Raw genomic sequence first — 26,875 nt, forward strand, 5'->3', positions numbered from 1 at the left:
TATGGAGCTTAATAAAAAAAGATATAGGGATTTAGATACTTATTATAAAATTAAATACAATAAAAAAATTATTAAACTCCCACTCGATGGCGGCTTTACCTGTCCCAATCGAGATGGGAGTTTGTCATTTAAAGGCTGTATCTATTGCTCAGACAATGGTGCAGGAGAATGGACTTATAAATCAGCAGGGGCTATTAAAAATCAAATAGCTTTTCAAAAAAATAAGCTATCAAAACCAGGTCGAGAAGAAGCCTATATAGCATATTTTCAAAATTTTACCAATACTTATGGTGATATTGAACATATGCGAGAAATGTTCTTTGCGGCCATAAATGAACCAGATGTTGTAGGTTTATCAATAGCAACAAGAGCAGACTGCTTGCCTGATGAAGTTTTAAATTTGCTAGATCAATTAAATCAGATTACAGACCTTACAGTAGAACTAGGTATGCAAAGCGTAAATGAAAAGACTTTAGAATTTATAAACCGAGGCTATGACCACAGAACATTTGACCAAGGAGTAGATAAATTAAATAGATTAGCTATAAAAGCAATTGCCCATATCATAGTAGGATTTCCAAATGAAAATGAAGCTGACTATATAAATAATATTTTATATATAAACCAAAAAAACTTTTGGGGAGTCAAAATTCACAATTTGTATATAGAAAATGACAGCTACTTAAAATACTATTACGAAAAAAATAAAATAGAATATACCATGAGTAAGGATGGTTATGCTAATACAGTCGTAAAAATGCTTAGGCATCTAAATCCTAACACAGTAGTAAATAGGCTAACAGGGGATGGTATAAAGCAAAATATAGCTTACCCAGATTGGTCAAAGAATAAGGCGGCAGTGCTATCGACAATAGATAAGATTATGAAAGCTAAAGATTTTAGTCAAGGGGACTTATTTAGTTAAACTAGATAAGTTTCTTTTTTTTCATTTAATAATTAGGTGCACCTAAAATAATACTTTACAAATTAGAAATAAAGTATTATAATACTCTTAAAATAATTTAAGGAGGGCTTAATGTACAAAAAAATATTATTATTTATGATTGCATTGCTAAGCTTTACAGCATGTAGTGCTAACAAAGAAGTAAGCGAAACTGAAAATGTCAGTAAAAATGAAGTAGAAAGTAAGGATGATAATAAGAAAACTATCACAGTTACAACAACTTTTATAGAAGATATGGTCCATGAGCTAATTGGAAACGATAAAGCAAATATTGAACTAATAATCCCAGCCGGTGAGGACCCACATATTTACGTACCAAAGCCAGAAGATTTCAACAAAATTACAGAAGCAGATCTAGTTTTATACCATGGTATCCACTTTGAAGGAAAGATGGTAGATGCCTTAGAAGGGGTAGGCTATGCTGTAACTGAAACTTTTGACAAAAATGATATAGGTGAAATGGAAGATGCAGAAGATGATTCTAGTATGGTAGAAGACCCTCATTTCTGGTTTGACCTAGACCTTTATGCTGAGGCTTTTAAAAATGCAGCAAACAAACTAAAAGAACTTTATGCTGATGATAGTGAAATGATTGGCCTAATCGATGAAAATCTTGATAAATACCTAAATGAGTTAGAAGATCTGGACGCGTATATAACTGACAGAATAGAAGAAATACCTGCTGGTCAAAGGTATCTAATCACCCCACATGATGCCTTCAACTACTTTGCTAGAAGCTACGATATGGAAGTTTTGGCTCCTCAAGGGGTCAGTACAGATTCAGAAGTAGCCAACAAAGACCTAGAAAGTACAGCAGACTTCATCGCCGATAAGAAAGTCAAAGCTATATTTGCAGAATCAACTACCAATCCTGAAAGAATGGAAAAACTTAAAGATATTGTAAAATCTAAGGGTTTTGAAACCGAAGTAATAAGTGGACATGGCAAAGAACTTTTATCAGATTCCCTAGCAGATCCAGGTGAAGCTGGCGACAATTTTATAGATATGTACAAACACAATGTCGACCTCATTGTAGATAATCTAAAGTAGGTGAGCTATGGAATATGCAATTAAAGTTAAGGACTTAAATGTCTCATACGGGGATAATTTAGTCTTAGAAAAAGTAAATTTACAAATTCCAATTAACACTAGAACAGCCATCATTGGAGCCAACGGGGCAGGCAAATCTACTCTAATCAAGGCGATTTTAAACTTAATCAAAAAAGATAGGGGAGAAGTAAAGATTTTTGGCAAGCCCTTAGAGGAAGTCAAGACCAATATAGCCTATGTACCCCAAAAAGATAGTGTCAATTGGAATTTTCCTACCACAGTTTATGATGTAGTCATGATGGGCCGCTACCCTTATATAAAAAAATTCAGCTCTCCCTCTGATAGAGACAAGGACAAGGTACAGGCCGCCCTTAATGAAATGGGCATCAGAGATTTGTCAGATAGGCAGATCAACAACCTATCTGGCGGGCAAAAGCAGAGGGTCTTTCTGGCCCGTGCCCTTGCCCAAGATGTCGACTTATATATATTAGATGAACCACTAACGGGCGTTGATATAAAAACTGAGGACATCATAGCCGATGAGTTTAAGAGATTGGAGGACTTAGGCAAGACTGTTATAGCTGTCCACCACAATATTTACACCTTGGATAAGTATTTTGATAATGTAGTTGTCCTAAACAAGGATGTCAAATATTCTGGTAGCTTATACAAAGATGATATAGATGTTGAAATTAACAAGGGCTTTAGGGGGTAGGCATGAGAGAATTATTATCGATGTATTCTTTTCAAATAGTCCTTATAGGAACAGTTTTGCTTGCTATAGTAGCTAGCATAATTGGTACTATCAATGTCTATAAAAACCAATCCCTAATAGGAGATGCCCTAGGCCACTCAACTCTACCTGGCATAGTCCTTGCCTTTATGATAACACGCCAAAGAGACCCAGCTATTTTGCTTATAGGAGCTATGGCAACAGCAGCCCTATCGTATTTTTTGATCCACTATTGCACAAAAAACAGCAAGATAGGAGCAGATGCCAATATGGCAATATTCTTATCTGGATTTTTTGGTCTAGGACTAGTCTTAAAGTCCTTTATCCAAGGCAATCCCAGCTATAGTGGCTCAGCTAGAGCAGGACTAGATAACTATATATTTGGCCAAGCAGCTTATCTACTAAGGCGTGACATAGACTTATTACTTATAGCCACAATCATATGTCTAGTAATAGTTGCTATAAACTTTAGAGATATAAAAGCTTATTTATTTGATAATGAGTTTTCCTATATGATAGGAGTTAAACAAAAATTATTAGATTACTTGATATTATTTATGACAATACTTGTGATAGGGGTTGGCATTAAGGCAGTGGGGGTAATCCTCATTAGTTCACTACTTATAATCCCAACTATTACAGCAAGTTATTTAACCAATGAATTTATGGGAGTAATGGCCCTATCAGCTCTTTTATCAACGATTGCTTCCCTTGCAGGTTGTGTAATCTCTACCATCTTTCCTGGATTTTCAACAGGACCTACTATAATCTTGTTTCAGGGAATGATTGCGCTACTTGTTATAGTTATTACAAAAATCACTCAGAAAGGAGCGAGAATATGACAAATTCCCTTATAGTTTTAATATTAACAGCAATTTCTTGCTCTCTGCTGGGTGTTTTTCTAGTCCTTAGAAATTTATCGATGCTAACAGATGCCATCAGCCACACAGTACTTTTGGGCATAGTCTTAGCATTTTTTATAGTACAAGACTTAGATAGTCCAGTTTTAATAGTTGGGGCATCACTGATGGGACTTTTGACAGTGTATTTAATAGAAACAATAGGTAACAAAGGAATTAGTAAATATGACGATGCCATAGGCATGGTATTTCCAGTACTTTTTGCTCTAGCTGTCATACTTATCAGCAAATTTTTTAGAAATGTCCATTTGGACTTAGATGTGGTTTTGATGGGAGAAGTCTTGTTTTCTTCACTTGTTAAAACTACTGTCTTTGGGATTGAAATTTCTAAAGCAGTTTTATACGGGCTTATCCTCTTGGCTTTAATCTTAGTATTTATCATAAGTCAATACAAAAAGCTTAAGATTTCGACCTTCGATAGGGAATTTGCCTATCTAATAGGAATACCTACAACAGCTATTTTCTATCTTTTGATGACTTTGACATCAGTAGCGGCGGTTGTGTCCTTCGATAGTGTAGGTGCTATACTTGTGATTTCATTTTTTATAGCCCCATCTGCCACAGCCCTAGCTTTTGCCAAGAGCCTTAAAACAAGCCTCCTATCGACAGCCCTAATAGCAACTATAAATTCAATAGTCGGTTTTGCCCTAGCCCTTAAGCTAAATGTTTCAATTGCTGGGGCGGTTGCAACTTGTAATATGCTTATTTATCTAGCTATGCTTATCCTAAAGAAGTATACTTCTAATAAAGCAAGCAACAAAGATGATGATAAGGAAAAAGCAAGAGATGACCAATTTGAATCCACAGAAGGAAGACTACTTAATCACCATATTTAAGCTAATGGGTGAGGGAGAGAAGGTTACCAATAAATCAATATCAACCCACCTAAACCTAGCCCCACCTTCTGTTACAGAAATGCTAAAAAAATTGAAAAAAGAAGGCCTGGTAACAGATGATAAAGAAAATCAGCTGACAGAAGAAGGGATAAAAGTAACTAAAAAACTCCTATCCAAGCACAGACTCTGGGAATATTTCCTAGAAAATGAACTGGGATTTTCCTGGAAAGATATCCATCCAATCGCAAATGATCTCCAGTCAGTAACTAATGATGATCTCCTAGATAAGCTAAATGCCTACCTAGGCTATCCAGACTATTGCCCGCATGGGTCAATAATTTTTATAAACAATGAAGAAACTCCCAAAGACCTATTAAAAATGAGTGAGGCAATTCCAGGTAAAGCATATATAATCAGAAGAATTAGGGATGACAAAGATTTGTTAACCTACTGCGAATCAATGGGGATAAACATAGCTGATAAAATTCAGTTTATTGACTTTGATAACTTTGACAAAACAGCTATAATTAGGATAGATTCAATTGAAAAAAGAATATCACCAAAGGCATGTGGCGATATTTACCTAAAAGAAGTTTAGATTTAAATAGAAAGGGACTTATGCAAAGAAAATTAGATGACAAATATTTTGTAAATTCTTTTGATGAAGAAAGCGGCATTTATAGCAATAAAAAAAACACACTTTTGTTAATTGTAGATGAACAACCAAGATTAATGAAAGCCCTAGAAAATGGAGAAGAGGCAATACTAAATACTCTTATATTAATCGAAGCCTTTAATAAATACCAAATGCCAATCATTGCAACCGAACAATATCCAAAGGGGCTTGGCAATACAGATGATAGAATTTTAGAAAAAATAAACAAAGATAATATTTTCGAAAAAACTATATTTGATGCAGCAATAGCTGAAGTTTTAGAATTTATAGAACAAAATGATATTAAAAAAGTTGTAATAACAGGAGCTGAAGCTCACATCTGTGTTTACCAAACAACAAGAAGTCTATTAAATTTAGGGATAAATGTATTTTTAACTAAAGATGCCCTAGCAAGCTTTAAAGAAAGCCAAAAAGAAGAAGCATTGAAAACTCTAAGAGAAATGGGAGCAGTAAGAACAGAAACAGAAACAATCCTATTTGACCTAGCAAGAGACTCAAAAGATCCAAACTTTAAATTTATTTCAGGACTTGTTAAAGAAGCGAGAAATAGATAATAAAATAAGCCCATATATGGGCTTATTTTTTATGCCTTGGCAAGCAGTCTAGTAATTTTTTCGCTATCAGCCTCTGTTAGATGATAAATCACCCTAATGCCGACTAGCTCTAGCAAACAAGATATGATTGGAATAGCGGTAGCAAAGTAGCGGATATTATTTGCTACTGCTATACTTTGCCTTGGAGCTCCAGATACAAATCCTATGGATGCAAGTGCTGCTGTAGCTCCTGCTGAGGCTATGGTTGTGCCGATTTTTCTTGAAAATGTGTAAGCAGAATAAAGTGTCCCGTCATTTCTACTATTAAACTTATATTCATGATAGTCGATTGCATCTGCCACAAAAGCCCATACGAATATCATAAACATGGCCTGACCAATATTTGAAAATATGTTTATCAATATAAAAACTATTGGGTCTTTTATGGGATATAGAAATAAAAATGTAGATATGATCATATTCACAATCAAAAATAAGGTCAATGTCTTTCGCTTACCGTACCTTTCACTTAATTTTGGAGCTATGAAAAATAATAAAACTGTGATTGGTAGTTGGCTTACTATCGAGATGGTCTGCAGCTTTGGCCTATTGTAGAATTCTTTGAACATAAAGCCTACAAATTGGTTATTGGCAGTTATCCAAATCATAGATCCGATTGAGGCAATCATAATTCCAACCAAGCTTCGGTTGCTTAAAGCCTCTTTTATTGTTTGGAAAAAATTATAATCTTCATTTTTATCAGTTTCTTTATGATAAGATTTTCTCTCTATTGTAAATTTATTTAAGATTAGATATGAAATAATTGAACCTATAGCACAAATTACCGATACTATTGTATAACCAAATTCATTGGGATTATTGTTCTTATCCCAAATAATCATAGGGGCAAGGCCAAGAACAATAAAGGCTATTATAAGACCTCCGATTGATCTTGCAGCAGATAAGCGAGATTTTTCCTTTTGATTAGTGGCAATAAGATTTGCCATAGCCCCATAGGGCATGGATGTACCTGTATAGCTAATTCCATAGATAAGATATATAAGAGTTACCCAGACGTGCTTCATGGATTGGTTTAAGTTCCATTTGTCTATATTTATAAAGCCTAGGATAATTGAAATAGCTAACGGCCACATAAAAATTTTAATCCACGGCTTAAACTTTTCCTTATCAGACAATCTAAATCTATCTGGCAATGATCCGATAAGGGGGTCATCAACTGCATCATAAAATCTAACAAAAAGATACATCATCGACATAAATTTAGGGTCAATTTTAAGTACATATGTAGCAAATATTAGGTAAAATGCATCAAAAGTCAGACTTACAAAACTACCAGCCATATCTCCAAACATATAGCCTATAACATCACGACTACCAAAAGGTCTTTGATTCTTTATATTTTCCATTAAATCTCCCTAGAAATTAAAATTTGATCGCAAATACCTCTTCCTAAGTAAAACTTACCCTAAAATGTTTTAATAATCCATCCTTAAGTATTTAAATAGACCTTGTCTAAGATATTAAAATATATGTATTAACTGATTAAATTTATTGCTTTGCTTGTATTTTTCGCCAAACACATTCCTTTAATTTGAATTATCAAAGTTAAAATATAAAAATATCATAAGCGAACTATTCCTAGTTTTTTACTTGTATTTAATTTTAAATATGGGGTAAAATATAAGTGTTAATCAAATAAGAAATAGAGTTAATATATAGATTAATTTTTAATATAGATTAGAATAAGAAAGGCGTATTATGAATTTACATATGGGACTTGATGTAGGGTCTACTACTGTAAAAATTGTCATCACTGATGAGAATTTTAATACCATTCACCAAGTATATAGAAGACACAAATCTGATGTCAAAGAAACTGTAAAGGATGTTTTAACTGAAGCCTATGAACAGTTTAAGGATGATTATATAACTATAAATGTAACTGGATCTGGCGGGATGTTTCTAGAAAAATATATGGGCATCAATTTTGTCCAAGAGGTTATTGCAGAAACCGCTGCAATTAGGAAATTTATTCCGGAAACGGATGTGGTTATTGAGCTAGGCGGGGAAGATTCTAAGATTACATACTTATCAGGGTCGGTTGAGCAAAGAATGAATTCTATTTGTGCAGGCGGTACTGGTGCGTTTATTGACCAAATGGCGGCACTCTTAGATACTGATGCTTCAGGCCTCAATGATTTAAGCCAAAATTATAAGAAAATCTACCCAATTGCCAGCCGTTGTGGTGTTTTTGCAAAAACTGACATCCAAGCCTTGATGAACCAAGGAGCAAGTCGTGAAGATATTGCAATTTCAGTTTTTCAATCAGTTGTTAACCAAACTATTTCAAATCTTGCCTGCGGGAGACCTATCCGAGGCAATGTTACATTTTTAGGTGGACCACTGCACTTCTTGCCAGCACTTCGCAATAGATTTGTCGAAACCTTAGGCCAAGATGGCAACACTTTCACAACCCCTGAAGATGCCCAACTTTACGTAGCAAAGGGTGCAGCTATCCTTTCAGCTGAGAATGACGATTATGTACTTTACAGTACTTTGATAAAAGAATTAGAAAAAGACGCTCCTGAAGACATGGAAATGACAAAAAAACTCGAACCTCTATTTACAAGAGAAGAAGAGCACGAGAACTTTGTCAAAGACCATAAAACAGATGAAGTAATTTACCAAGATATATCTACATATGAGGGACCTATATATGTCGGCATCGATGCTGGATCTACCACAAGCAAAATGGTGTGGATTACAGAAGATGCACATATTATCCATGAAGATTACAGGATGAACCTAGGTCGTCCTCTTCAAGTTGTTATAAATATGCTAAAAGATGCATATGCTAAGAAAAATCCTAAGGCATACATAGCCTCATCTGGTATTTGCGGTTATGGGGAAGATTTTATAAAAAATGCCCTTCATGTTGACAATGGAGAAGTAGAAACCATTGCCCACTATAGAGCTGCAAAATTTTTCAATCCAGATGTTGATTTTATTCTAGACATTGGTGGCCAAGATATGAAAGCCATGCATATCAGAGATGGCATTATTGATTCTATCCAGCTAAATGAAGCTTGTTCTTCAGGATGCGGGTCATTTTTATCAACCTTTGCAGCAAGTGTAGGTATGTCTGCAGCAGAATTCCAAGAAAAAGCACTATTTTCAAAAGAACCAGCAGATCTTGGTAGCCGTTGTACAGTTTTTATGAACTCAAAGGTAAAACAAGCCCAAAAAGAAGGCTCAGAAGTAGCTGACATTGCAGCAGGTCTTTGCTATTCTGTAATTAAAAATGCTATCCAAAAGGTAATCAAAGTCCGCGACCCGAAATCTCTTGGAGACAATATAGTTGTCCAAGGAGGAACCTTCTACGGTGATGCAATTTTAAGAGCCTTTGAAAATATCACAGGCAGAAAAACAACCCGCCCTGAAATTGCAGGACTTATGGGTGCTATGGGTATGGCCCTAATTTCTCGTGATAATTCAACTGGCCAATCAAGCTTATCTGATATTTCAGAACTAGAAAACTTTACTTATGAGCAAAAAAATGCAAGATGTGGTTTGTGCACCAACAACTGTGCTTTAATCATCAATGTTTTCCCAGATGGTACTAGATATGTAACCGGCAATAGGTGTGAACGCGGTGCCGGGGTTAAAAAAGAAGAAACAATGGCAGATTTAAATATGTACAAGTTTAAAAATGACCTGCTATTTAATAGAAAAACTTTGGGAGATGCCGCTCGTATGGGCAAGGTTGGCTTGCCACGTGTATTAAATATGTACGAAGACTATCCATTCTGGCACAAATTCTTTACATCATTAGGTTTTGATGTTGTTTTATCAGGCAAATCAGATAGGGAAATGTATGAAAAAGGAATTTCTTCTATTTCATCAGAAACTGCCTGTTATCCAGCAAAACTTGCCCACGGCCATATCGAAGACTTGGCAGCAAGAGATGATTTGGATTTGATTTTCTATCCAGCAATTTTTTACGAATACAAGCAATTTGACAAGGCCCAAAACCACATGAATTGCCCAGTTGTATCAGGTTATCCAGATGTAATCAAAAATAATGTGGAATCCTTAGCTGGCAAAAAATATATGAATCCATATCTTTCACTAGAAAGTGAAAAAATAATCACAAATAGACTCATTGAAGAATTTGAAGGCTATGATTATAATGGCAACAAGCTTACTAAAAAAGAAATTAAAAACGCAAGTGCGGCAGCTTGGAATGAACTACAAAATTACCACGATCAAATAAGGATCCGAGGCAAGGAAATAATTGATTATGTAAATACAAATAATCTAAATGCCATTGTTCTTGCAGGTCGTCCATATCATATCGACTCAGAAGTTCACCACGGCATTCCAGAATTAATCGAATCTATGCATATTCCAGTTATTTCTGAAGATGCAGTTGCCTATAATATCGAAGATGTAGATACAAAAGTCCGTGTCCTTGACCAATGGTCATATCACGCAAGACTTTACCGTGCTGCAGAATATGTAGCAGAAAATCCAAATTTACAATTAATCCAATTAAACTCTTTTGGATGTGGACTTGATGCGGTAACAACTGACCAAGTCCAAGACTTACTTGAAGCTCACGGCAAAATTTATACATTACTTAAAATAGATGAAGTTTCAAATCTTGGTGCAATAAAAATAAGAATCAGGTCTTTACTTCAAGCCTTAAACCAAAAGAAAATGGAGGGCATCGAATTTAAAAAAGATTTAGACCGCCTAGATTATGAAACCCCAGAATTTACTAAAAAAATGGTAGAGGAAGGCTACACAATTCTTGCTCCACAAATGGCAAGAGAGCATTTTAGAATCCTAGGCCCAGTTTTCCACCACTATGGAATGAATATCGAATTTTTAGATACAGTAAATGACAAAGTCCTTGACCAAGGGCTAAAATATGTAAATAACGACTCCTGCTACCCATCAATTACAGTTGTAGGTCAATTTATGGAGGCTGTTAATTCTGGCAGATATGACACAGATAAACTTGCAATCGTAATGACCCAAACAGGTGGGGCCTGCAGAGCAAGTAACTATGTTGGTTACATTAGAAAAGGTCTTCGAGATGCTGGATATCCAAATATTCCAGTAATTGCAATTTCTGCCCAAGGCATTGAAACAAACTCAGGTCTTGATTTAAGAAAGCCATCTACAATACCATTTTTAAAAAGAGGAATCAGGGCAATAATTCTTGGTGATTTGATAAATCGAGTTTCCAATGCAACAAGGCCTTATGAAGTGGAAAAGGGTGCAACTGATAAATTAAAAGAAGAATGGATTAGCCGCCTAGAATCGAGCGCTCCAACTATGAATGATAGGGAGTACAAAAAAGTTGTTAAAGAAATTGTAGATGATTTTGACAATTTACCAGTAAAGGACATCAAAATTCCAAAAGCGGGTATTGTTGGAGAAATTCTAGTGAAATTCTTGCCAGAGGCTAATAACAATTTACAAAAAGTCCTAGAATCAGAAGGAGCAGAAGTAATCCTCCCAGACCTGACAGACTTTTTTATGTATTGCATGAAAAACACAGAACTTAAGGCAGAACTTTATGGCAAAAGCAAAATGACTGCAAGCGTTGGAAAAATAGGAATTGCTATTGTCGAACAATACAGAAAACCAGTTAGAAAGGCTCTCCGTGAGTCAAATAGATTTGATGAGCCAGAATACATCGACCAAATTGCAGAATATGCAAAAGATGTGACAAGTCTTGGAAACCAAGCTGGTGAAGGTTGGCTACTTGCTGGGGAAATGATAGAGCTAATTCATGCTGATGCACCAAATATTGTCTGCATCCAACCATTTGGTTGTCTTCCAAATCATATAACTGGAAAAGGTGTTATGAAAAAAATTAGAGAAGAATATCCTCAGGCGAATATTGTAGCAATCGACTATGACCCAGGAGCAAGCGAGGTAAACCAAATCAACCGTGTAAAACTAATGATGAGTCAGGCCCGCGATGCTCTAAAGCAAAAAGAATTAGCAAAAGAATTATAAGCAAAAAGAGAGAATAAATTCTCTCTTTTCTTATGCTCTTTTTTAATGGGCAAAACTAGGTATAATAGTTTTAATAAGAGAAGAGGTTTTATGAAAGCAAAAAGATTTTTTTTAAGCTTATTAGTTATTCTTTTGGGCTTTTTTGGGACAAAATTTATCCTAGATAGGCTGGTAGAAAACCAAAAAGAATTAGCATACAAAGACATACCAAATTACAATGACAACGCAGTAAAAACCGCCGATGGAGAATATTTAATTCTTTTAGTTGGTGTAGATAAAAATGGAGATGATGATACAAATACTGATTTCACTCGTACAGATACCATTATGCTTTTAAAGGCAGATACAAAAACTGGAAAGATGGATCTTATGAGTATTCCCCGTGACAGCAGGATAAAAATCCGCGACAAATTTGATAAGGTAAACCACGCCCATGCCTTTGGTGGTATAGAACTAACCATGCAAACTCTAAGAAGTTTCTTGGGTTTGGATATAGATTATTATGTTCAAATAAATTATCAAGCACTGATAAATATCGTTGATGCCCTAGGAGGGGTTGATTATGATGTGCCAGAAGGAATTACCATTGATAAGGGTAAGGTGCAAATAAAACCAGGACCAAATCATTTGGATGGTAATGAAGTAATGTGGTTTTTAAGAACCAGAAATATCTATAATAACGGAGACATAGGTAGGGTAAATACCCAACAAGGATTTGTTAAAGCCATGGTGGATGAGATTGTCAAAAAATCAAAAAATATGAACATCATGACATTTATCTCAAACTATCTAAAATATGTAAAAACAAATCTGCCAATGACTGCAATCATGGATTTAGCTGGAAATATCAATAATTTTTCATCAGATAAGATGGACACCCATATAGTACCAGGTATGGAACAAACCATAGATGGAACTAGCTATTACATCCCAGATTTTGAAAAAACTTGGAAGATAGTCGATGAGGTTTTCCCAAACTTTAAGCTAGAAAATTGGAAAAAAGAAGACTCTGGCTATCAGGAATATGAACATTACGATGAAATAAAAGATGAGTCGACCGATAGGGGGCTTGAGGATGAGAAAAAACAAGAAGAAGAAAATAACCAAGCCCCACTTCCTCAAACCAAGACCATAAAAGAAGAGCCGGTAAATCAAAAGCAAAATTTAAACACTGGTCAAAATAACAAACAAGAAGAAGAAACCTATACCGAAACAATAACAACAACTACAACGACCACTACAACAAGCAGCCCTGACATGGTAGAAGAATCGCTAAATTCAGAAGTAAGAGAGGATAATGCTGATGAATAGTCAAAGACGTGAAAGAAAAGATGCTCATATCGAAAATTATTTAAAAAGCAAATACAGAGGATCCACTCTTTTAGAAGATGTATACATCGAACACAATGCAACTTCAGATGTTTCCCTTGATGAGATTGATACCAGCATAGAATTTATGGGCAAAAAAATTTCCATACCCCTAATGGTAGATGCCATGACAGGTGGAGGATCTGCATCTGCAAATATAAATGAAGACCTATCATCCATTTGTGAATCGATAAATATACCAATGGCAGTTGGTAGCGAATCAATTGCTATAAGTGATGAGGAGTCCCGTGATTCCTTTGAACTTGTAAAGTACAAGGAAGATTTATTTAGGATTGGTAATCTTGGTTTTGAACGTGAATACGAAGATTTTGTCTTTGCAAGAGATTTAATCGATGCCCATGCCATGCAAGTGCATTTAAATCTTGCCCAAGAACTTGTTATGAAAGAGGGAGACAACTCCTACCACTCTTCCCTTGATTTGATAGAAAATCTTATTCAGAATTTTTCATATCCAATAATTGTAAAAGAAACTGGATCTGGAATTTCAAAATCAGTTGCCCAAAAATTAGTAAATGTAGGTGTAAAATACATCGACGTTGCTGGTAAGGGCGGAACAAATTTCATAGAAATCGAAGATTTAAGAGACTTTGAAGCAGATTACTCTGACCTTTATAATTGGGGAATCCCAACTGCAAAATCAATTATTGATGTAAGGAGTGTTTCGGATGATAGCTTTATTATAGCATCAGGCGGTATAAGAAATGCTATGGACATTGTAAAATCAATAATAATTGGTGCTGACATGGCGGCAATGAGTGGTGAAGTGTTAAGCTATCTTCTCCATGGTGGTTATGAAGCTTGCGAAAACTTCCTAAAAGAAATAAATCTAAAAATCAAAATAATTATGGCCCTTCTTGGAGTTAGGAGCATTGATGAGCTTAAAAAGGTTGATTATAAGCTAAAAGGAGAGCTGAAAGAACTTGTTGAAGGCTAGGTAATGCTAGCCTTTTTTGGTATAAAATATTGATTTTTTAGGATTTTTGTTAGATAATTGAGGTGAAGAAAAAGAAAGGTGGAAAGTATGCTTGAAAATGACTTGATAATTGCCCTTAGTTTTGTATTGGCAGTTATTTCTGTAATCTCAATACTTTTTACAGAGAAAAAGGTTTTCTTTGGTATATTATCACTGCTATTATTTGGATTTTTTTACTACCAAAACACCATTTATAATGTAGCTGATAATATGACGATATTGACCTTTGTGATGGGAATTACCCTACTTGCCATAGAAATTTTTATTCCAAGTTTTGGGGTAATTGGCATAGCTGGTTTGATTTTAACCATGTATTCAGTAATGGATAGTTTTGCTAGTACGCAAATGGGTTTTTTAATCCTAACAGTAAGTGCCATTGCAATAATTCTTACAGTAACTGTATATGTAAAATTGGGCTTTGATAGAAATCTTTTTGATAGATTCATCCTAAAAAACACAAATTCATCTGAAAGAGGTTACAATAGCAAAAATAACCACAGTGTTTTGATTGGCAAAAGTGGGGTTACAAAAACTATTTTAAGGCCAACAGGCAGGATTGAAGTAGAGGGAAATGCCTATGATGCAAAATCTGATAGTGATTTTATAGGTAAGGACAGAGAAGTAGAAGTAGATGCCATAAAAGATGGACACATAATTGTAAAGGAGAAAGTATGGAATTCTTAGCACCAGCAATAATTATAATTGTACTTATAGTATTTTTCACAATGGTTCCGATAGGACTTTGGATAACAGCGAGATTTTCTGGAGTAAATATCTCAATGGCATCCCTAGTTGCTATGCGTTTTAGAAGACTAAATCCAAATGTAATCGTAAATGCCCTTATCAAATCCCACCAAGCAGGCATTCCAATTAGGACAGAAGACTTAGAAAGCCACTACCTTGCAGGTGGTAATATCAACCAAGTTGTCGATGCATTAATTGCAGCAGAAAGAGCAAATATTGACCTTCCTTTTGAACAAGCAGCAGCAATTGACCTTGCAGGACGTAATGTATTTGAAGCTGTACAAGTTTCAGTAACACCAAAAGTAATCAATACTCCAGTGATTGCAGCAGTTGCAAAAAATGGTATCGAAGTAAAGGTTATTGCAAAAGTAACAGTAAGAGCAAATATAGATAGGCTTGTAGGTGGGGCAGGAGAAGAAACAATTATTGCCAGAGTTGGTGAAGGGATTGTAACTACAGTAGGTTCTGCTGATTCCCACGCCCAAGTCCTAGAAAACCCAGACAATATTTCACAAACAGTTTTACTAAAAGGACTTGATAGCGGAACAGCCTATGAGATTTTATCAATAGATATAGCTGATGTGGATGTAGGACGTAACGTTGGGGCAGAACTTCAACGTGACCAAGCAGAAGCAGATAAAAATATTGCCCAAGCAAAAGCAGAAGAACGTCGTGCCCAAGCTATTGCCCTAGAACAAGAAAACAAGGCAAAAGTAGTAGAAGCAGAAGCAAGAATCCCAGAAGCCATTGCCGAAGCGTTTGAAAATGGCAATCTAGGAATAATGGACTATTATAATATGAGAAATATCAACGCAGATACAAAAATGCGCGAAAGCCTATCAGATGTAGATGCGGGTGATTACGATGTTTAATAACAATAATAAGAATAAAAAAACCACTTATCAGTCCTTTGATTCTTGGATAAATACAGCAAAAAATTCTATAAATGAACTTATAGAAGAAGCTGAAAGAGAAATCGAAGAAGAAGAAAAAAAGAAAAAACAAAGCTACGAATCTAGCAAAAAACCAACTGTTTTTAGAAAATTTTCAGATAACAAAGAAGTAAAAGAATTATTTCCAAGAAATAAGAATAAAAGCGTAATGGATAAAAGATCTCACGAGGGAAAAGTAAATTCCAAGGGTAGCATCAGTGGTAAGACTATGATGGGATCTGAAGGAGATCCAGTAAATCCAGACTTACGCAGAAGGCTTGAAGAAAAAAAGGCTAGAGAGCTTAGAGAAAAAAGAAAAGAAAAAATATACAAAAAAGATGCAAATTATAAGAGAAAAAGTGTAAGAGAAGCCGAAAAACACGAAATAATCGAGTCTTACCAAAAAACTCTTAAAAATAAAGCGAATTTTAGAAAAGCAATCATAATGTCAGAAATATTGGCCCCTCCTTTGGCTAAGAGAAAAAAATTCTAAAAAAGGTATAATAAATACACACAAAAACAATCGGAGGGATTGATATTAATAGAACTATAGCAATTAATAATCCAAATAATGTAAGAATTTTATTTGGAAATTTTGACAAGAATAGAAAATATATAGAAGAACGCTTCAATACCAAAATCAAACTAAAAGAAGATGGTCTACAAGTAAGTGGTGAGGGTATAAATACCGAATTTGCCAAAGAACTTCTTATAGAGCTATTAAATGAAGTTGATAAAAATGGTAGTCTTGAATTTCAAAAAATAAAATACTATGCAGATATGCTAGAGCGTGAAAATAAGGATGTCATCAAACAAGCCCTTGATGATGCAGTTATATCAACCGCTACAGGCAAAGCAATCAAACCAAAAACACTCGGCCAACAAGCCTATATTGAAAAAATAAAGAATAATGATGTAGTTTTTGGTATTGGACCAGCAGGTACTGGTAAAACTTATCTAGCAGTTGCCATGGCAGTAAGAAGCTTTAAACAAGGCGAAGTAAATAGAATTATCCTAACTCGACCAGCAGTAGAAGCTGGAGAAAGTCTAGGATTTTTGCCAGGAGATTTGCAAGATAAGGTAGATCCATATTTGCGTCCTTTATATGATGGACTTTTTGAAATATTAGGTTTTGAAACCTACCAAGGCTTGGTAGAAAAAGGCCTTATTGAAGTAGCACCCCTAGCTTATATGAGGGGGCGTACCTTGGATAATGCTTTTGTAATCCTAGATGAAGCGCAAAATACCACAAGTGAGCAGATGAAAATGTTCCTAACCCGCCTAGGCTACGGTTCAAAGGCAATTATTACTGGGGATAAGACCCAAGTTGACCTGCCACGTGGCAAAAATAGTGGGCTAAGAACAGCAGAACGCATCTTAAAAGATGTAAAGGGAATTGAATTTCAAAATTTCACATCGGTAGATGTTGTAAGGCACCCTCTTGTTCAAAGAATTATCGACGCCTACGACAAAGAAGATGCTAAAAATGAAGCTCAAAGAGAAGAAAAACAAGAAAAAAATCTTGATGATAAGCAAATTTAAGGAAAATATATGAATCTTATTATCTCAAATGAAACAAATGAAAAAATTGACATGGATGAAAAGCTAAAAAGCGTTGTAAAAACAGTCCTGGAAACAGAAGGACTGCCATTGGAATACGAAGTTTCCATTACTTTTGTAGATATAGATGAGATTCACAAATTAAATAAAGAATTTAGGAGTGTAGATAGGCCAACTGATGTCCTATCTTTTCCTATGGATGAGGACTTTTCTATCGAGGGCGTAGATACAATGCTAGGAGATATTGTAATTTCTATGGATATTGCAAAAGACCAGGCAAAAGACTTTTGCCATTCCCTAGATCGTGAGATTATGTATCTAACAGCCCATTCCATGTTACATTTACTTGGCTATGACCATATGAATGAAGCTGAAAAAGCAGAAATGCGCGCCCGCGAGAAGGAAGTTATGAAAATATTAGGGGTCTTTAAAAATGACTGAAAAAAATGAAAGAGATGCCCTTAAAGAAGAAATAAAAAAAGAAGTCCTAGAGGACTGGAGAAAAGAGCTGGAACGCAAGGAAGCAGCTGAACAAAAATTAAATGACCGCAATTTTGAAAAAGAAGAGCTTTCCCACGGGCAAAAATTTTTAAAGGGCTTTGACTATGCCTATGAAGGTTTGGTTTGGGCCATAAATCACGAAAAAAACATGAAATTTCACTTGCTTGCCCTAGCGATTTTGCTAGTTGCATCCTTATTTTTTAACCTATCTAGGGTTGAGATGATTACACTTGTTTTTGCTGTTTGCTTTGTGTTGGGATTTGAATTATTAAACACTGCTATCGAGCAGGCGGTAAATCTAGCCAGTGGTGGCAAATATTCTCCATTTGCAAAGGCTAGCAAGGATTTGTCAGCAGCGGCAGTTTTTATTGCAGCATTAAATGCACTTTTTGTTGCCTATCTGATATTTTTTGATAAATTTATTGATTTTTATAACTCGGTTATAGTAAGAATTACCAGACAACCGTCACATTTGGCAGTCATTACCCTTTCTTTGGTAATAGTAGTTACAATATTTTTAAAGGGTATTTTTTATGAGGGCCACGGTACAGCCTTTAAGGGCGGATTTGTAAGTGGTCATACATCTTTAGGCTTTTGCATTGCAAGTATTGGCATTATGCAAAGCACAAGCCCCCTTGTAAAACTTTTATTTTTAGGACTTGCAATAATTATTGCAGAAAGCAGGTATGAGGCAAATATACACTCCATGCCAGAAATTATTAGAGGAGCCATCCTTGGAGCATCCATGGCCATGGCTATATTTGGGATATTTTCATGAAAGAAATAGAAAATTTAATTGAATTAGCAATAGATAATAAGAAAAATTCATACTCGCCTTATTCAAACTTTAGGGTATCCTCGGTTGTAAAAACAAAGTCTGGGGCTATTTATAAGGGAGTAAATATTGAAAATGCAGCTTATTCTCCATGCCTTTGTGCAGAAAGGTCAGCCATGAGTTCTGCCATTAGCGAGGGAGAAAAAGACTTTGCATACATAGTAATAACTGGCGACAGCCACGACACTTTCCCTTGTGGGGTGTGCAGGCAATTTATAAAAGAATTCGCCGATGATGATACCAAAATTGTGATAGCAAATAGCCTTAAAGATTACAATATTTTTACCATTGATGAGCTTTTGCCACACAGTTTTTCAAGTAAGGATTTAGAAAATAAATGAAATCAGGATTTATATCAGTAGTTGGCAGGGCAAATGTTGGCAAATCGACTCTTATGGAAAAGATTTTAAGGGAAAAAATCTCAATCATATCCAACAAACCCCAAACAACCAGGGATAAAATACAAATAATATATAACGATGAGGATAGCCAAATAATTTTTATAGACACTCCAGGCATCCAAACTCCACAAAACAAACTTCAAGAAAAACTTTTTGAATTTAGTGAGGAGTCATTAAAAGAATCTGATATTGTCACCTTCATAGTGGACAATTCCTTAGAAATAGGCAGGCTTGATAGTGAAATAATTGAAATGCTAAATCGCATCCATGTTCCAAAGATTTTGCTTATTAACAAAACAGATTTACTAAGTGAAAGTGAATTTGAACAAATAAAAAATAAATTTGAAGACATGCAAATGTTTGATCACATTATTGGTATTTCCGCCCTGGAAGATAAAAATATTGACCAATATATAGAAACTATAAAAGAAATGCTAGATGAGGGACCAGCTTATTATGATAGGGATATGATCACTGATAAGTCAGAAAGATTTATCGTTTCAGAAATCATCCGTGAAAAGGCCCTAAATAATTTAAACGAAGAAGTTCCACATGGCATTGCTGTAAGAATTGATAATTTTAAACAAAGGGATAATAAAAACCTTATCGATATCGATGCAACTATCATAGTTGAGAAAAACTCCCACAAGGAAATTGTAATAGGCAAGGGCGGATCTATGGTCAAGCAAATTGGCATGGAGGCCCGCAAAGAAATCGAAGTTTTTTTAGATAGCAAGGTCAATTTAAAACTTTGGGTAAAAGTCGAAAAAGACTGGCGCAAAAAAGAAAAATTGGTGGACAGGTTTGGCTACAAATGATTTTTCTGATGTGACAGGTTTTGTCCTAAGAGAATTTCCCTACAAGGAAACTAGCAAAATCATCGAAGTTTTTACCAAGGACTTTGGGAGAATTTCTATAATTGCTAAGGGGACTATGAACAAAAAGTCAAAAACTCTGGGAGTTACCCAAAGATTTGTAAAAGCTTCCTACAATCTATACAAATCTGGCAAAGAATTTTATGGTATAAAAGAAGCAAGCCTTATAAAATCATATTCTAAATCAAATAAAAATTTTGATGTGATTTTATATAAATCTGCCATTTGTGATTTACTTTTAAGAACTTATGATCAGATCCAAATCGATGTGGTCTACAAATTAGTTGAAAACACTTTTGAAGCCTTTGAAAATGCAGCAAGCAATCAAATAAATATTTTTTTGGCATTTTTATTAAAATACATTTCATTTTCAGGTTTTAAACCAAATTTGAGTACTTGCGGTGTTTGTGGTAAAAAAGTTATTAGCAATGAAGTTTTTTTCTCAGAAAGTCAATCATCTTTAATTTGTGAGGATGATAAGTATATAATCCGCGATAGGATTTTCCTAGACAAAGAAGAATTTGCCTATCTTAAGGGACTTTTATACACAAAGTCAGAAGATTTAGAAAATTTAAATCCACCCGAAAATCAAAATAAAATTATAAGATTAATTATTAACTACACCCTTGATAAGCTAGAAATTAATAGATTTTCTTCCATAGACTGGGTGTTAAAAAAAGCTAATGAAAGGAATTAGTATGTATTTTGAAGATTTAATACTAACTTTAGAAGAATACTGGAAAGAGCAGGGATGCTCTGTAATGTTTTCTTACGATACAGAAAAAGGTGCAGGAACTATGAACCCTCACACTTTTTTAAGAGCCCTTGGACCAGAACCATGGTCAGTGGTTTATGTTGAACCATCTAGACGTCCAGCAGATGGCCGTTATGGAGAAAATCCAAACAGACTTTACCAACACCACCAGTTGCAAGTTTTACTAAAACCAAGCCCAGATAATATCCAAGATATTTATCTAAAATGCCTGGAAAGAATTGGAATCAACCCAAAAGAACACGATATTCGTTTTGTAGAAGACAACTGGGAATCACCAACCCTTGGAGCTTGGGGTCTTGGTTGGGAAGTTTGGCTTGATGGTATGGAAATCACACAATTTACTTATTTTCAACAAGTAGGTGGGATCAACTGCGAGATTGAAAGTGGAGAAATTACAATCGGTCTTGAAAGAATTTGTATGTATCTTCAAGATGTGGACAATGTTTATGACATCAAATGGTCAGAGCATTTGACATACGGCGATGTATTTAAACTAGCTGAATACGAAAATTCCAAATTTTCCTTTGAAGATGCTGACAATGATGTATTGATGAATCTATTTGATATTTACGAAAAAGAAGCAAATAGACTGATAGATCTTGATTTAGTTTATCCAGCCTATGACAATGTACTAAAAACAAGCCATACCTTTAATGTCCTTGATGCCAAAGGGGCTATTTCTGTATCAGAACGTAGCCACTACATCAAAAGAGTACGTGATGTAAGCTCTAGAGTAGCTGAAAAATATATTGCAAAAAGAGAAGAGCAAGGATTTCCTCTTCTAAGAAAGGATAATGATGAGTAGATACTTATTAGAAATCGGTGTAGAAGAGATACCTTCAGATTATATAGAATCGACTAAAAGACAACTAAAAGAAAAATTTCAAAAATTAATTGATGATAACAAATTAACAGTAGATGAAATCAGAGTAGAATCAACACCTAGGAGATTTGCAATCTTTTTAGAAAATATAGATTCTAATCAAACTGATGTAACAATTTGTGTAAAAGGACCAAGTGCTGCCATTGCCTATGATGAAGATGGCAATCCAAATAAGCCACTTTTAGGATTTTTAAAGGGCCAAGGAGCAGAACTTTCTGATGTAGTTATCAAAGATTTTAACGGATCTGACTATGTTTATATAGAAAAGAAAGAAGAAAGCAAATCTCTTGTCCAAGTTTTAAAAGAAAATGTATATGATTTAGTAAAATCTATCAATTTCAAACGCTCCATGCGCTGGGGTGGCAAATCTATCCGTTGGGCTAGACCTATAAGATACTTTGTTTCTATCTTAGATGATAAAATCCTAAATTTTGATGCAGAAGGCATTACAGTTTCAAATGTGACCCGTGGTCATAGAACACTGGGCAATGATAAAATTGTTATTAATTCTATTGATGAATACGAAAAACTTTTAAAAGAAAATTTTGTCATCCTTCCATATAAAGACCGTCGTGATATTATTATCCGTGGCCTAAATAAAATAAATATGGAAAAGGGTGGGGAATACATGCACGATGATGATTTGCTAGATGAAGTAATCAATATCGTTGAATATCCAACAGTTCTTGCTGGAGACATAGATACAAAATATTTGGAATTACCAAAAGAAGTTATCATTACTCCTATGAAAGACCACCAAAGATATTTCCCAGTTTTAGATGAAAATGGCAATTTGTTGCCATATTTCCTATTGGTTCGCAATGGGGATGACAATCATGGTGAAAATGTAGTTTCTGGTAACAAAAAAGTATTAGTAGCAAGACTAGAGGATGCAAAATTCTTTTATGAAATTGATACTGCAAAAAAATTAGAAGACTATGTTGAAGAATTAAAATCACTTACATTCTTTGAAGGTCTTGGATCCGTGTATCAAAAAACTCAAAGATTAGTTGACTTAAGCGGTAAATACCAACAAGCCTTAAATCTTGGAGAAGATATCAAAGAAGATTTAAAACGTGCAGCCTACCTTTCAAAAGCAGACCTTGTTACAAAAATGGTAATCGAATTTACAGAACTTCAAGGAACTATGGGAAAAATTTATGCCATAAATTCTGGAGAAAATGAAAGAGTAGCAAATGCTATTGAAGAACAATACATGCCAAGATCAGCTGGAGGTGCACTTCCAAAGACAATTACAGGCATAGTTTTATCAATTGCTGATAAAATCGACTCAATAGTTGGTCTTTATGCTATCGAAAAATATGTAACAGGTAGTCAAGACCCATTTGCCTTGCGTCGTTCTGCCCTAGGACTTATCAATATAATCTTACAAAATAACATTGACGTTGACCTAAAAGTGTTGATAAATGATGCCCTAATCGCTTATACAGAAGAAAATGAATTACCATTTGACTATGATCTTACAATGGAAAAAACTCTAGAATTTATCAATGATAGGCTAAAAAATATGCTAATCGATGATGGATTTAGATATGATATTGTAAATTCTGTAATAAATGGTGATGATACAAATATTTTAAGAATTTACCACAAAGTCCAAGCTGTAAGCGCACTTTTAGAAGAAGATGAAGATTGCCTAAGCTACTTTAATAGGATAAATAACCTTGCCAAGGAAGATATTTCATCAGATATTAGCAAGGATTTATTCGAAAATGACCTAGAAAAAAGCTTTTATGACGAAATCAGAAGCTTAGGCGACAGGGCCTTCCAATCAAGCGAAGACTACAAAAATGAATTAAAGAGTGTGGCTCAAACTTCAAAGGTGGGTAATGAATATCTAGACAATACTATGATAAATGTTGAAGATGAGGCAGTAAAAAATAATAGACTTTCAATGTTAAATGCCCTATCAAAAAGAATCAAAAAAGTATTTGATGTTAGCCAAATAGTTAAGTAAGAGGAAAATATATGGATGATGCATTAACTATATTTATAATCAGTGACTCGACTGGGGAAACTGCCCAGACCTATCTAAAATCAGTTACAACCCAATTTCCTGATTTGAAAACTAGTGTAAAAAGAAGATCTGAAATCAAAACAAAAGAAGAAATCGATGAGGTTTTTGAGGAAATAACTGAATATTCAATAATTGTACCAACCATGGCTGACAAAGATTTAGCAAATTACATTTGTGAAAAGGCAGCTGATAAAAATATAGAAGTGCTAGCTATCCTAGAAGAAGGCATAAAAGCCGTTGAAAAAGTCACAGGACAAAAGGCAGTAAGGCAGGTAGGACTTACTAGGGCCCTATCTAAAGACTATTTTTCTATGATCGAAGCCATAGAATTTGCCATCCAATACGATGATGGCAAGGATCCTAGAGGATTTTTAAAATCTGATATAGTTTTGCTTGGAGTAAGCAGGACTAGCAAAACTCCTACAACAATGATTTTAGCAACCAAAAATTATAAGGTAAGCAATTTGCCCCTAGTGCCAGAATCTAGACTGCCAAATGAAATTTTTGATGTGGATTCAGATAGGCTGATTGGTCTGATAATAGACCCAGAAAAACTTGTAAATATTAGAGAAGACCGCTCAAAAGAACTAGGTTTTGAGGGCCAATCAAAATATTCCAAGGAAAACCGCATCCAAGATGAGCTAAATTATGCAAAAGAAGTCTTTAAAGACCTAGATTGCAAGGTTATAGATGTGACAAATAATACTATTGAGCAGACAGCAACACAAATTGTAGAATATTACAAATCCAAATTTGGAGAAGAAAAATAAAAGGGAGAGATGATGAGTTTAAACAAAATTTTTGTACTAAACTTTGGTGGCCAAACCGACCAACTTATCGTAAGACGCGTGCGTGAACTAGGTGTTTACGCAGAACTTCATCCTTGCGATGTTGACCTTGACACACTTGATTTAGAGGGTCTAGCAGGAATTATCCTTACAGGCGGTCCACAATCAGTAAATGATGAAAATTCTTTAAAAACAGACAGCAAATTATTTGACCTAGGGGTACCAATTTTAGGTATTTGCTATGGTTTACAATATATCAACCAATATTATGGTGGCGAAATAGAAACACCAAAAAACGGTGAATACGGCAAAACACCACTATTAGTAGATAACAAAAGCGAAATATTTAAAAATGTACCACAAGAATCCACAATTTGGATGAACCACAGAGATAGGGTAAGCAAAATTGCTGATGGCTTTAAGAAAACTGCATGGACACTTAACTGCCCAGTAGCAGGTATGGAAAATAAAGAAAAAAATATCTACGCAGTACAATTCCACCCAGAAGTAGTTCACTCAGAATACGGTAAAGAAATGCTAGAAAGTTTTGTAATAGACATCTGCCATGCAGAAAAAACTTGGAAAATGGATGACTTTGCAGAAAAAATTATAGCAGACATCAAAGAAAAATATGCTGGCGAAAAAATGATTTGCGCACTTTCTGGTGGAGTAGACTCATCTGTAGCAGCAACCATTGTATCAAAAGCAATCGGTGATAATCTTCAATGTATATTTGTAGACCACGGCCTCCTACGCAAAAACGAAGCGGATGAAGTTATGGAAACCTACAAAAAATTAGGATTAAATGTAAAAAAAGTAGACGCAAGTGCAGAATTTTTAGAAAAACTCAAAGGCGTAGATAATCCAGAAACAAAAAGAAAAATTATTGGTAACCACTTTATAGAAGTATTCGAACGCGAAGCCAAGGAATTTGGCCAAGCAAAATACCTAGTCCAAGGAACAATCTATCCAGATGTAATCGAATCAGGAAAAGATAAGGCAAGTGTAATCAAATCTCACCACAATGTAGGTGGCTTGCCAGAAGATATGCTATTTGAAGGACTAGTAGAACCATTACGTGATCTATTTAAAGATGAAGTAAGAGAACTAGGAGAAGCAATAGGCGTGCCACACGACATGGTATGGCGTCAACCATTCCCAGGACCAGGACTTGCAATTAGAGTAATCGGAGAAATTACAGAAGAAAGACTAGAAATAGTAAGAGAAACCGATGCAATCTTAAGAGAAGAAGTAAAAAACCACGGATTAAACGAAGACATCTGGCAATACTTCACAGTATGGACCCCAATCAAAACTGTAGGAGTAAAAGGAGATGCCAGAGTATACGAAAACGTAGTAGCAATCAGAGCAGTAGAAACAACAGATGCAATGAGTGTAGAAGCAGCAGAACTACCATTCGAACTACTACAAACCCTATCAAGCAGAATGATAAACGAAGTATCTGGAGTTGGTAGAGTAGTGTATGATATTACATCTAAACCACCTGGGACTATTGAATGGGAATAAGTTTCGAAATTCTGTAGATCTTGATTTTACTGACTATTCTAAGGGTATGAGTGATTTATGATGCTGTTTTGATACTATAAATAGTGGCTAACCACTGAGATTGAAGAATATCATTGGAGATTGAGTAAAGGATAGGGTTGTATAACTCTGTCCTTTTATTATTTAATAGTGACTTGATAAGAGGTTTTATGGAAAAAGAATTTGAAAAGATTTTAAATATATTGGATAAAGAAAGATTAAAGCACAATATTTATTTTGCATCTCTATATGTTTTATATTATGAATGCTTGAAAGACTCTTTAGTAGATTTGCCAAAATCATTTTTTTGCGATCACATGGAATTCAAAGATGGGAATATGCTTGTTCATGAGTCAGAAGTATATAAAGAAGAAGTTAGAAAGCTTGATAAGCATATAGAGAATGCATCTTTTAGGTGGTTTGTTAGCGTAGGCGCTGTTTCAGAAGAAGATTATTCCTCTTTTGAAAAATTAAGGAAATTTAGAAATAAGATTGTTCATGAATTACTATTTAATTTGAATAATGGCTTTACTAAAGATGAAGTTGATTATTTAGTGGAATTAATTATGATATATAGAAAAATTGAAAAGTGGTGGATAAATGAAATAGAAATTCCTATAAGTGGGGATATGATTGGTCCATATGATTCAGAGAGTGTTATCAGTGGTCAGGGATTAATATTAGAAATAATTCAAGATATTTTACTAAATGATGGAAAGAATAGTGAAGTTCTTTTATCAGAGCTTCAAAAACAATATAGACAAAATGATGAATAGGAAACTAGTTCGAAAAAATCATGATTTTAGTTCAAGGGAAATCTCAGAACTAGTCTTTTTCTTGATTTCAATTCTAATTTTTATACCATCGATT

The 26,875-nt window shown here is 34.8% G+C and carries 25 protein-coding genes; 24 read left to right on the top strand and 1 reads right to left on the bottom strand.

Going from position 1 to position 26,875, the window contains the following annotated elements; genetic code table 11:
• The first annotated feature begins 1 nt into the window (after window position 1).
• The 7 genes from ACF3NF_RS05505 (at window position 2) to ACF3NF_RS05535 (ending at window position 5,733) form a co-directional block, all read left to right on the top strand.
• Window positions 2-925, top strand: a complete 924-nt coding sequence (locus tag ACF3NF_RS05505) for a TIGR01212 family radical SAM protein (RefSeq protein ID WP_262121571.1) — start codon at window positions 2-4, stop codon at window positions 923-925.
• Between the two features lie 111 nt (window positions 926-1,036).
• Window positions 1,037-2,014 carry a metal ABC transporter solute-binding protein, Zn/Mn family gene (locus ACF3NF_RS05510; RefSeq protein ID WP_262121572.1) on the top strand — a complete coding sequence of 326 codons (978 nt, stop codon included), beginning with the start codon at window positions 1,037-1,039 and terminating at the stop codon, window positions 2,012-2,014.
• Window positions 2,015-2,021: 7 nt separating this feature from the next.
• A complete protein-coding gene (locus tag ACF3NF_RS05515) occupies window positions 2,022-2,729 on the top strand; it encodes a metal ABC transporter ATP-binding protein (protein ID WP_262121574.1) in 708 nt (235 codons plus the stop codon).
• A 2-nt stretch (window positions 2,730-2,731) separates the two neighbouring features.
• Window positions 2,732-3,589, top strand: coding sequence for a metal ABC transporter permease (locus ACF3NF_RS05520; RefSeq protein ID WP_262121576.1), 858 nt, complete (start codon window positions 2,732-2,734; stop codon window positions 3,587-3,589).
• The gene (locus ACF3NF_RS05525; protein ID WP_262121579.1) at window positions 3,586-4,503 is read left to right on the top strand and encodes a metal ABC transporter permease; all 918 of its coding nucleotides are present in this window, start codon (window positions 3,586-3,588) and stop codon (window positions 4,501-4,503) included. The genes ACF3NF_RS05520 and ACF3NF_RS05525 overlap by 4 nt, the downstream gene beginning before the upstream one ends.
• Window positions 4,454-5,101, top strand: coding sequence for a metal-dependent transcriptional regulator (locus ACF3NF_RS05530; protein ID WP_262121581.1), 648 nt, complete (start codon window positions 4,454-4,456; stop codon window positions 5,099-5,101). Before ACF3NF_RS05525 ends, ACF3NF_RS05530 begins: the two co-directional genes overlap by 50 nt.
• 20 nt (window positions 5,102-5,121) lie before the next feature.
• A complete protein-coding gene (locus tag ACF3NF_RS05535; RefSeq protein WP_394022522.1) occupies window positions 5,122-5,733 on the top strand; it encodes an isochorismatase family protein in 612 nt (203 codons plus the stop codon).
• A gap of 29 nt (window positions 5,734-5,762) precedes the next feature.
• Here the strand turns inward: ACF3NF_RS05535 and ACF3NF_RS05540 are convergent, their stop codons facing one another.
• Window positions 5,763-7,139 carry an MFS transporter gene (locus ACF3NF_RS05540; protein WP_394022523.1) on the bottom strand — a complete coding sequence of 459 codons (1,377 nt, stop codon included), beginning with the start codon at window positions 7,137-7,139 and terminating at the stop codon, window positions 5,763-5,765.
• A gap of 352 nt (window positions 7,140-7,491) precedes the next feature.
• On the opposite strand from ACF3NF_RS05540, the gene ACF3NF_RS05545 reads away from it, so the two are divergent.
• The 17 genes from ACF3NF_RS05545 to ACF3NF_RS05625 all read left to right on the top strand — a co-directional run bounded on the left by ACF3NF_RS05545 (window position 7,492) and on the right by ACF3NF_RS05625 (window position 26,781).
• Window positions 7,492-11,766, top strand: coding sequence for an acyl-CoA dehydratase activase-related protein (locus ACF3NF_RS05545; RefSeq protein WP_394022524.1), 4,275 nt, complete (start codon window positions 7,492-7,494; stop codon window positions 11,764-11,766).
• Window positions 11,767-11,856: 90 nt separating this feature from the next.
• Window positions 11,857-13,077: an LCP family protein gene (locus ACF3NF_RS05550; RefSeq protein WP_394022525.1), complete on the top strand. Its 1,221-nt coding sequence runs from the start codon at window positions 11,857-11,859 to the stop codon at window positions 13,075-13,077.
• Complete coding sequence (gene fni, locus ACF3NF_RS05555) at window positions 13,070-14,089, top strand: type 2 isopentenyl-diphosphate Delta-isomerase (protein WP_394022526.1); 1,020 nt, start codon at window positions 13,070-13,072, stop codon at window positions 14,087-14,089. Before ACF3NF_RS05550 ends, fni begins: the two co-directional genes overlap by 8 nt.
• Window positions 14,090-14,176: 87 nt before the next feature.
• Window positions 14,177-14,812 carry an NfeD family protein gene (locus ACF3NF_RS05560; RefSeq protein WP_394022527.1) on the top strand — a complete coding sequence of 212 codons (636 nt, stop codon included), beginning with the start codon at window positions 14,177-14,179 and terminating at the stop codon, window positions 14,810-14,812.
• Window positions 14,800-15,744: a flotillin-like protein FloA gene (gene floA, locus ACF3NF_RS05565; protein ID WP_262121601.1), complete on the top strand. Its 945-nt coding sequence runs from the start codon at window positions 14,800-14,802 to the stop codon at window positions 15,742-15,744. Before ACF3NF_RS05560 ends, floA begins: the two co-directional genes overlap by 13 nt.
• A complete protein-coding gene (locus ACF3NF_RS05570; RefSeq protein ID WP_394022528.1) occupies window positions 15,737-16,297 on the top strand; it encodes a hypothetical protein in 561 nt (186 codons plus the stop codon). The genes floA and ACF3NF_RS05570 overlap by 8 nt, the downstream gene beginning before the upstream one ends.
• Window positions 16,298-16,383: 86 nt before the next feature.
• Entirely contained in the window at window positions 16,384-17,346 is a 963-nt protein-coding gene (locus ACF3NF_RS05575; protein WP_394024444.1) for a PhoH family protein, read from the top strand.
• A 9-nt stretch (window positions 17,347-17,355) separates the two neighbouring features.
• On the top strand, window positions 17,356-17,805 hold the full coding sequence (gene ybeY / locus ACF3NF_RS05580; protein ID WP_394022529.1) for an rRNA maturation RNase YbeY: 450 nt from the start codon (window positions 17,356-17,358) through the stop codon (window positions 17,803-17,805).
• Entirely contained in the window at window positions 17,798-18,643 is an 846-nt protein-coding gene (locus tag ACF3NF_RS05585; protein ID WP_394022530.1) for a diacylglycerol kinase, read from the top strand. The genes ybeY and ACF3NF_RS05585 overlap by 8 nt, the downstream gene beginning before the upstream one ends.
• The gene (cdd, locus tag ACF3NF_RS05590; RefSeq protein ID WP_394022531.1) at window positions 18,640-19,041 is read left to right on the top strand and encodes a cytidine deaminase; all 402 of its coding nucleotides are present in this window, start codon (window positions 18,640-18,642) and stop codon (window positions 19,039-19,041) included. Before ACF3NF_RS05585 ends, cdd begins: the two co-directional genes overlap by 4 nt.
• Complete coding sequence (era, locus tag ACF3NF_RS05595; protein ID WP_394022532.1) at window positions 19,038-19,919, top strand: GTPase Era; 882 nt, start codon at window positions 19,038-19,040, stop codon at window positions 19,917-19,919. Before cdd ends, era begins: the two co-directional genes overlap by 4 nt.
• On the top strand, window positions 19,906-20,673 hold the full coding sequence (recO, locus tag ACF3NF_RS05600) for a DNA repair protein RecO (RefSeq protein WP_394022533.1): 768 nt from the start codon (window positions 19,906-19,908) through the stop codon (window positions 20,671-20,673). The genes era and recO overlap by 14 nt, the downstream gene beginning before the upstream one ends.
• Before the next feature lies 1 nt (window position 20,674).
• Window positions 20,675-21,556, top strand: a complete 882-nt coding sequence (gene glyQ / locus ACF3NF_RS05605) for a glycine--tRNA ligase subunit alpha (protein WP_394022534.1) — start codon at window positions 20,675-20,677, stop codon at window positions 21,554-21,556.
• Window positions 21,546-23,612: a glycine--tRNA ligase subunit beta gene (gene glyS / locus ACF3NF_RS05610; RefSeq protein ID WP_394022535.1), complete on the top strand. Its 2,067-nt coding sequence runs from the start codon at window positions 21,546-21,548 to the stop codon at window positions 23,610-23,612. Before glyQ ends, glyS begins: the two co-directional genes overlap by 11 nt.
• An 11-nt stretch (window positions 23,613-23,623) precedes the next feature.
• A complete protein-coding gene (locus ACF3NF_RS05615; protein WP_262121623.1) occupies window positions 23,624-24,442 on the top strand; it encodes a pyruvate, water dikinase regulatory protein in 819 nt (272 codons plus the stop codon).
• Between the two features lie 12 nt (window positions 24,443-24,454).
• Window positions 24,455-25,987 carry a glutamine-hydrolyzing GMP synthase gene (gene guaA, locus ACF3NF_RS05620; protein ID WP_394022536.1) on the top strand — a complete coding sequence of 511 codons (1,533 nt, stop codon included), beginning with the start codon at window positions 24,455-24,457 and terminating at the stop codon, window positions 25,985-25,987.
• Between the two features lie 188 nt (window positions 25,988-26,175).
• Window positions 26,176-26,781, top strand: coding sequence for a hypothetical protein (locus tag ACF3NF_RS05625; protein WP_394022537.1), 606 nt, complete (start codon window positions 26,176-26,178; stop codon window positions 26,779-26,781).
• The last annotated feature ends 94 nt before the right edge of the window (window positions 26,782-26,875 follow it).

The sequence above is a fragment of the Anaerococcus martiniensis genome, from assembly GCF_043187485.1.
In the GTDB taxonomy this organism is placed as follows: Bacteria; Bacillota; Clostridia; order Tissierellales; family Peptoniphilaceae; genus Anaerococcus; species Anaerococcus martiniensis.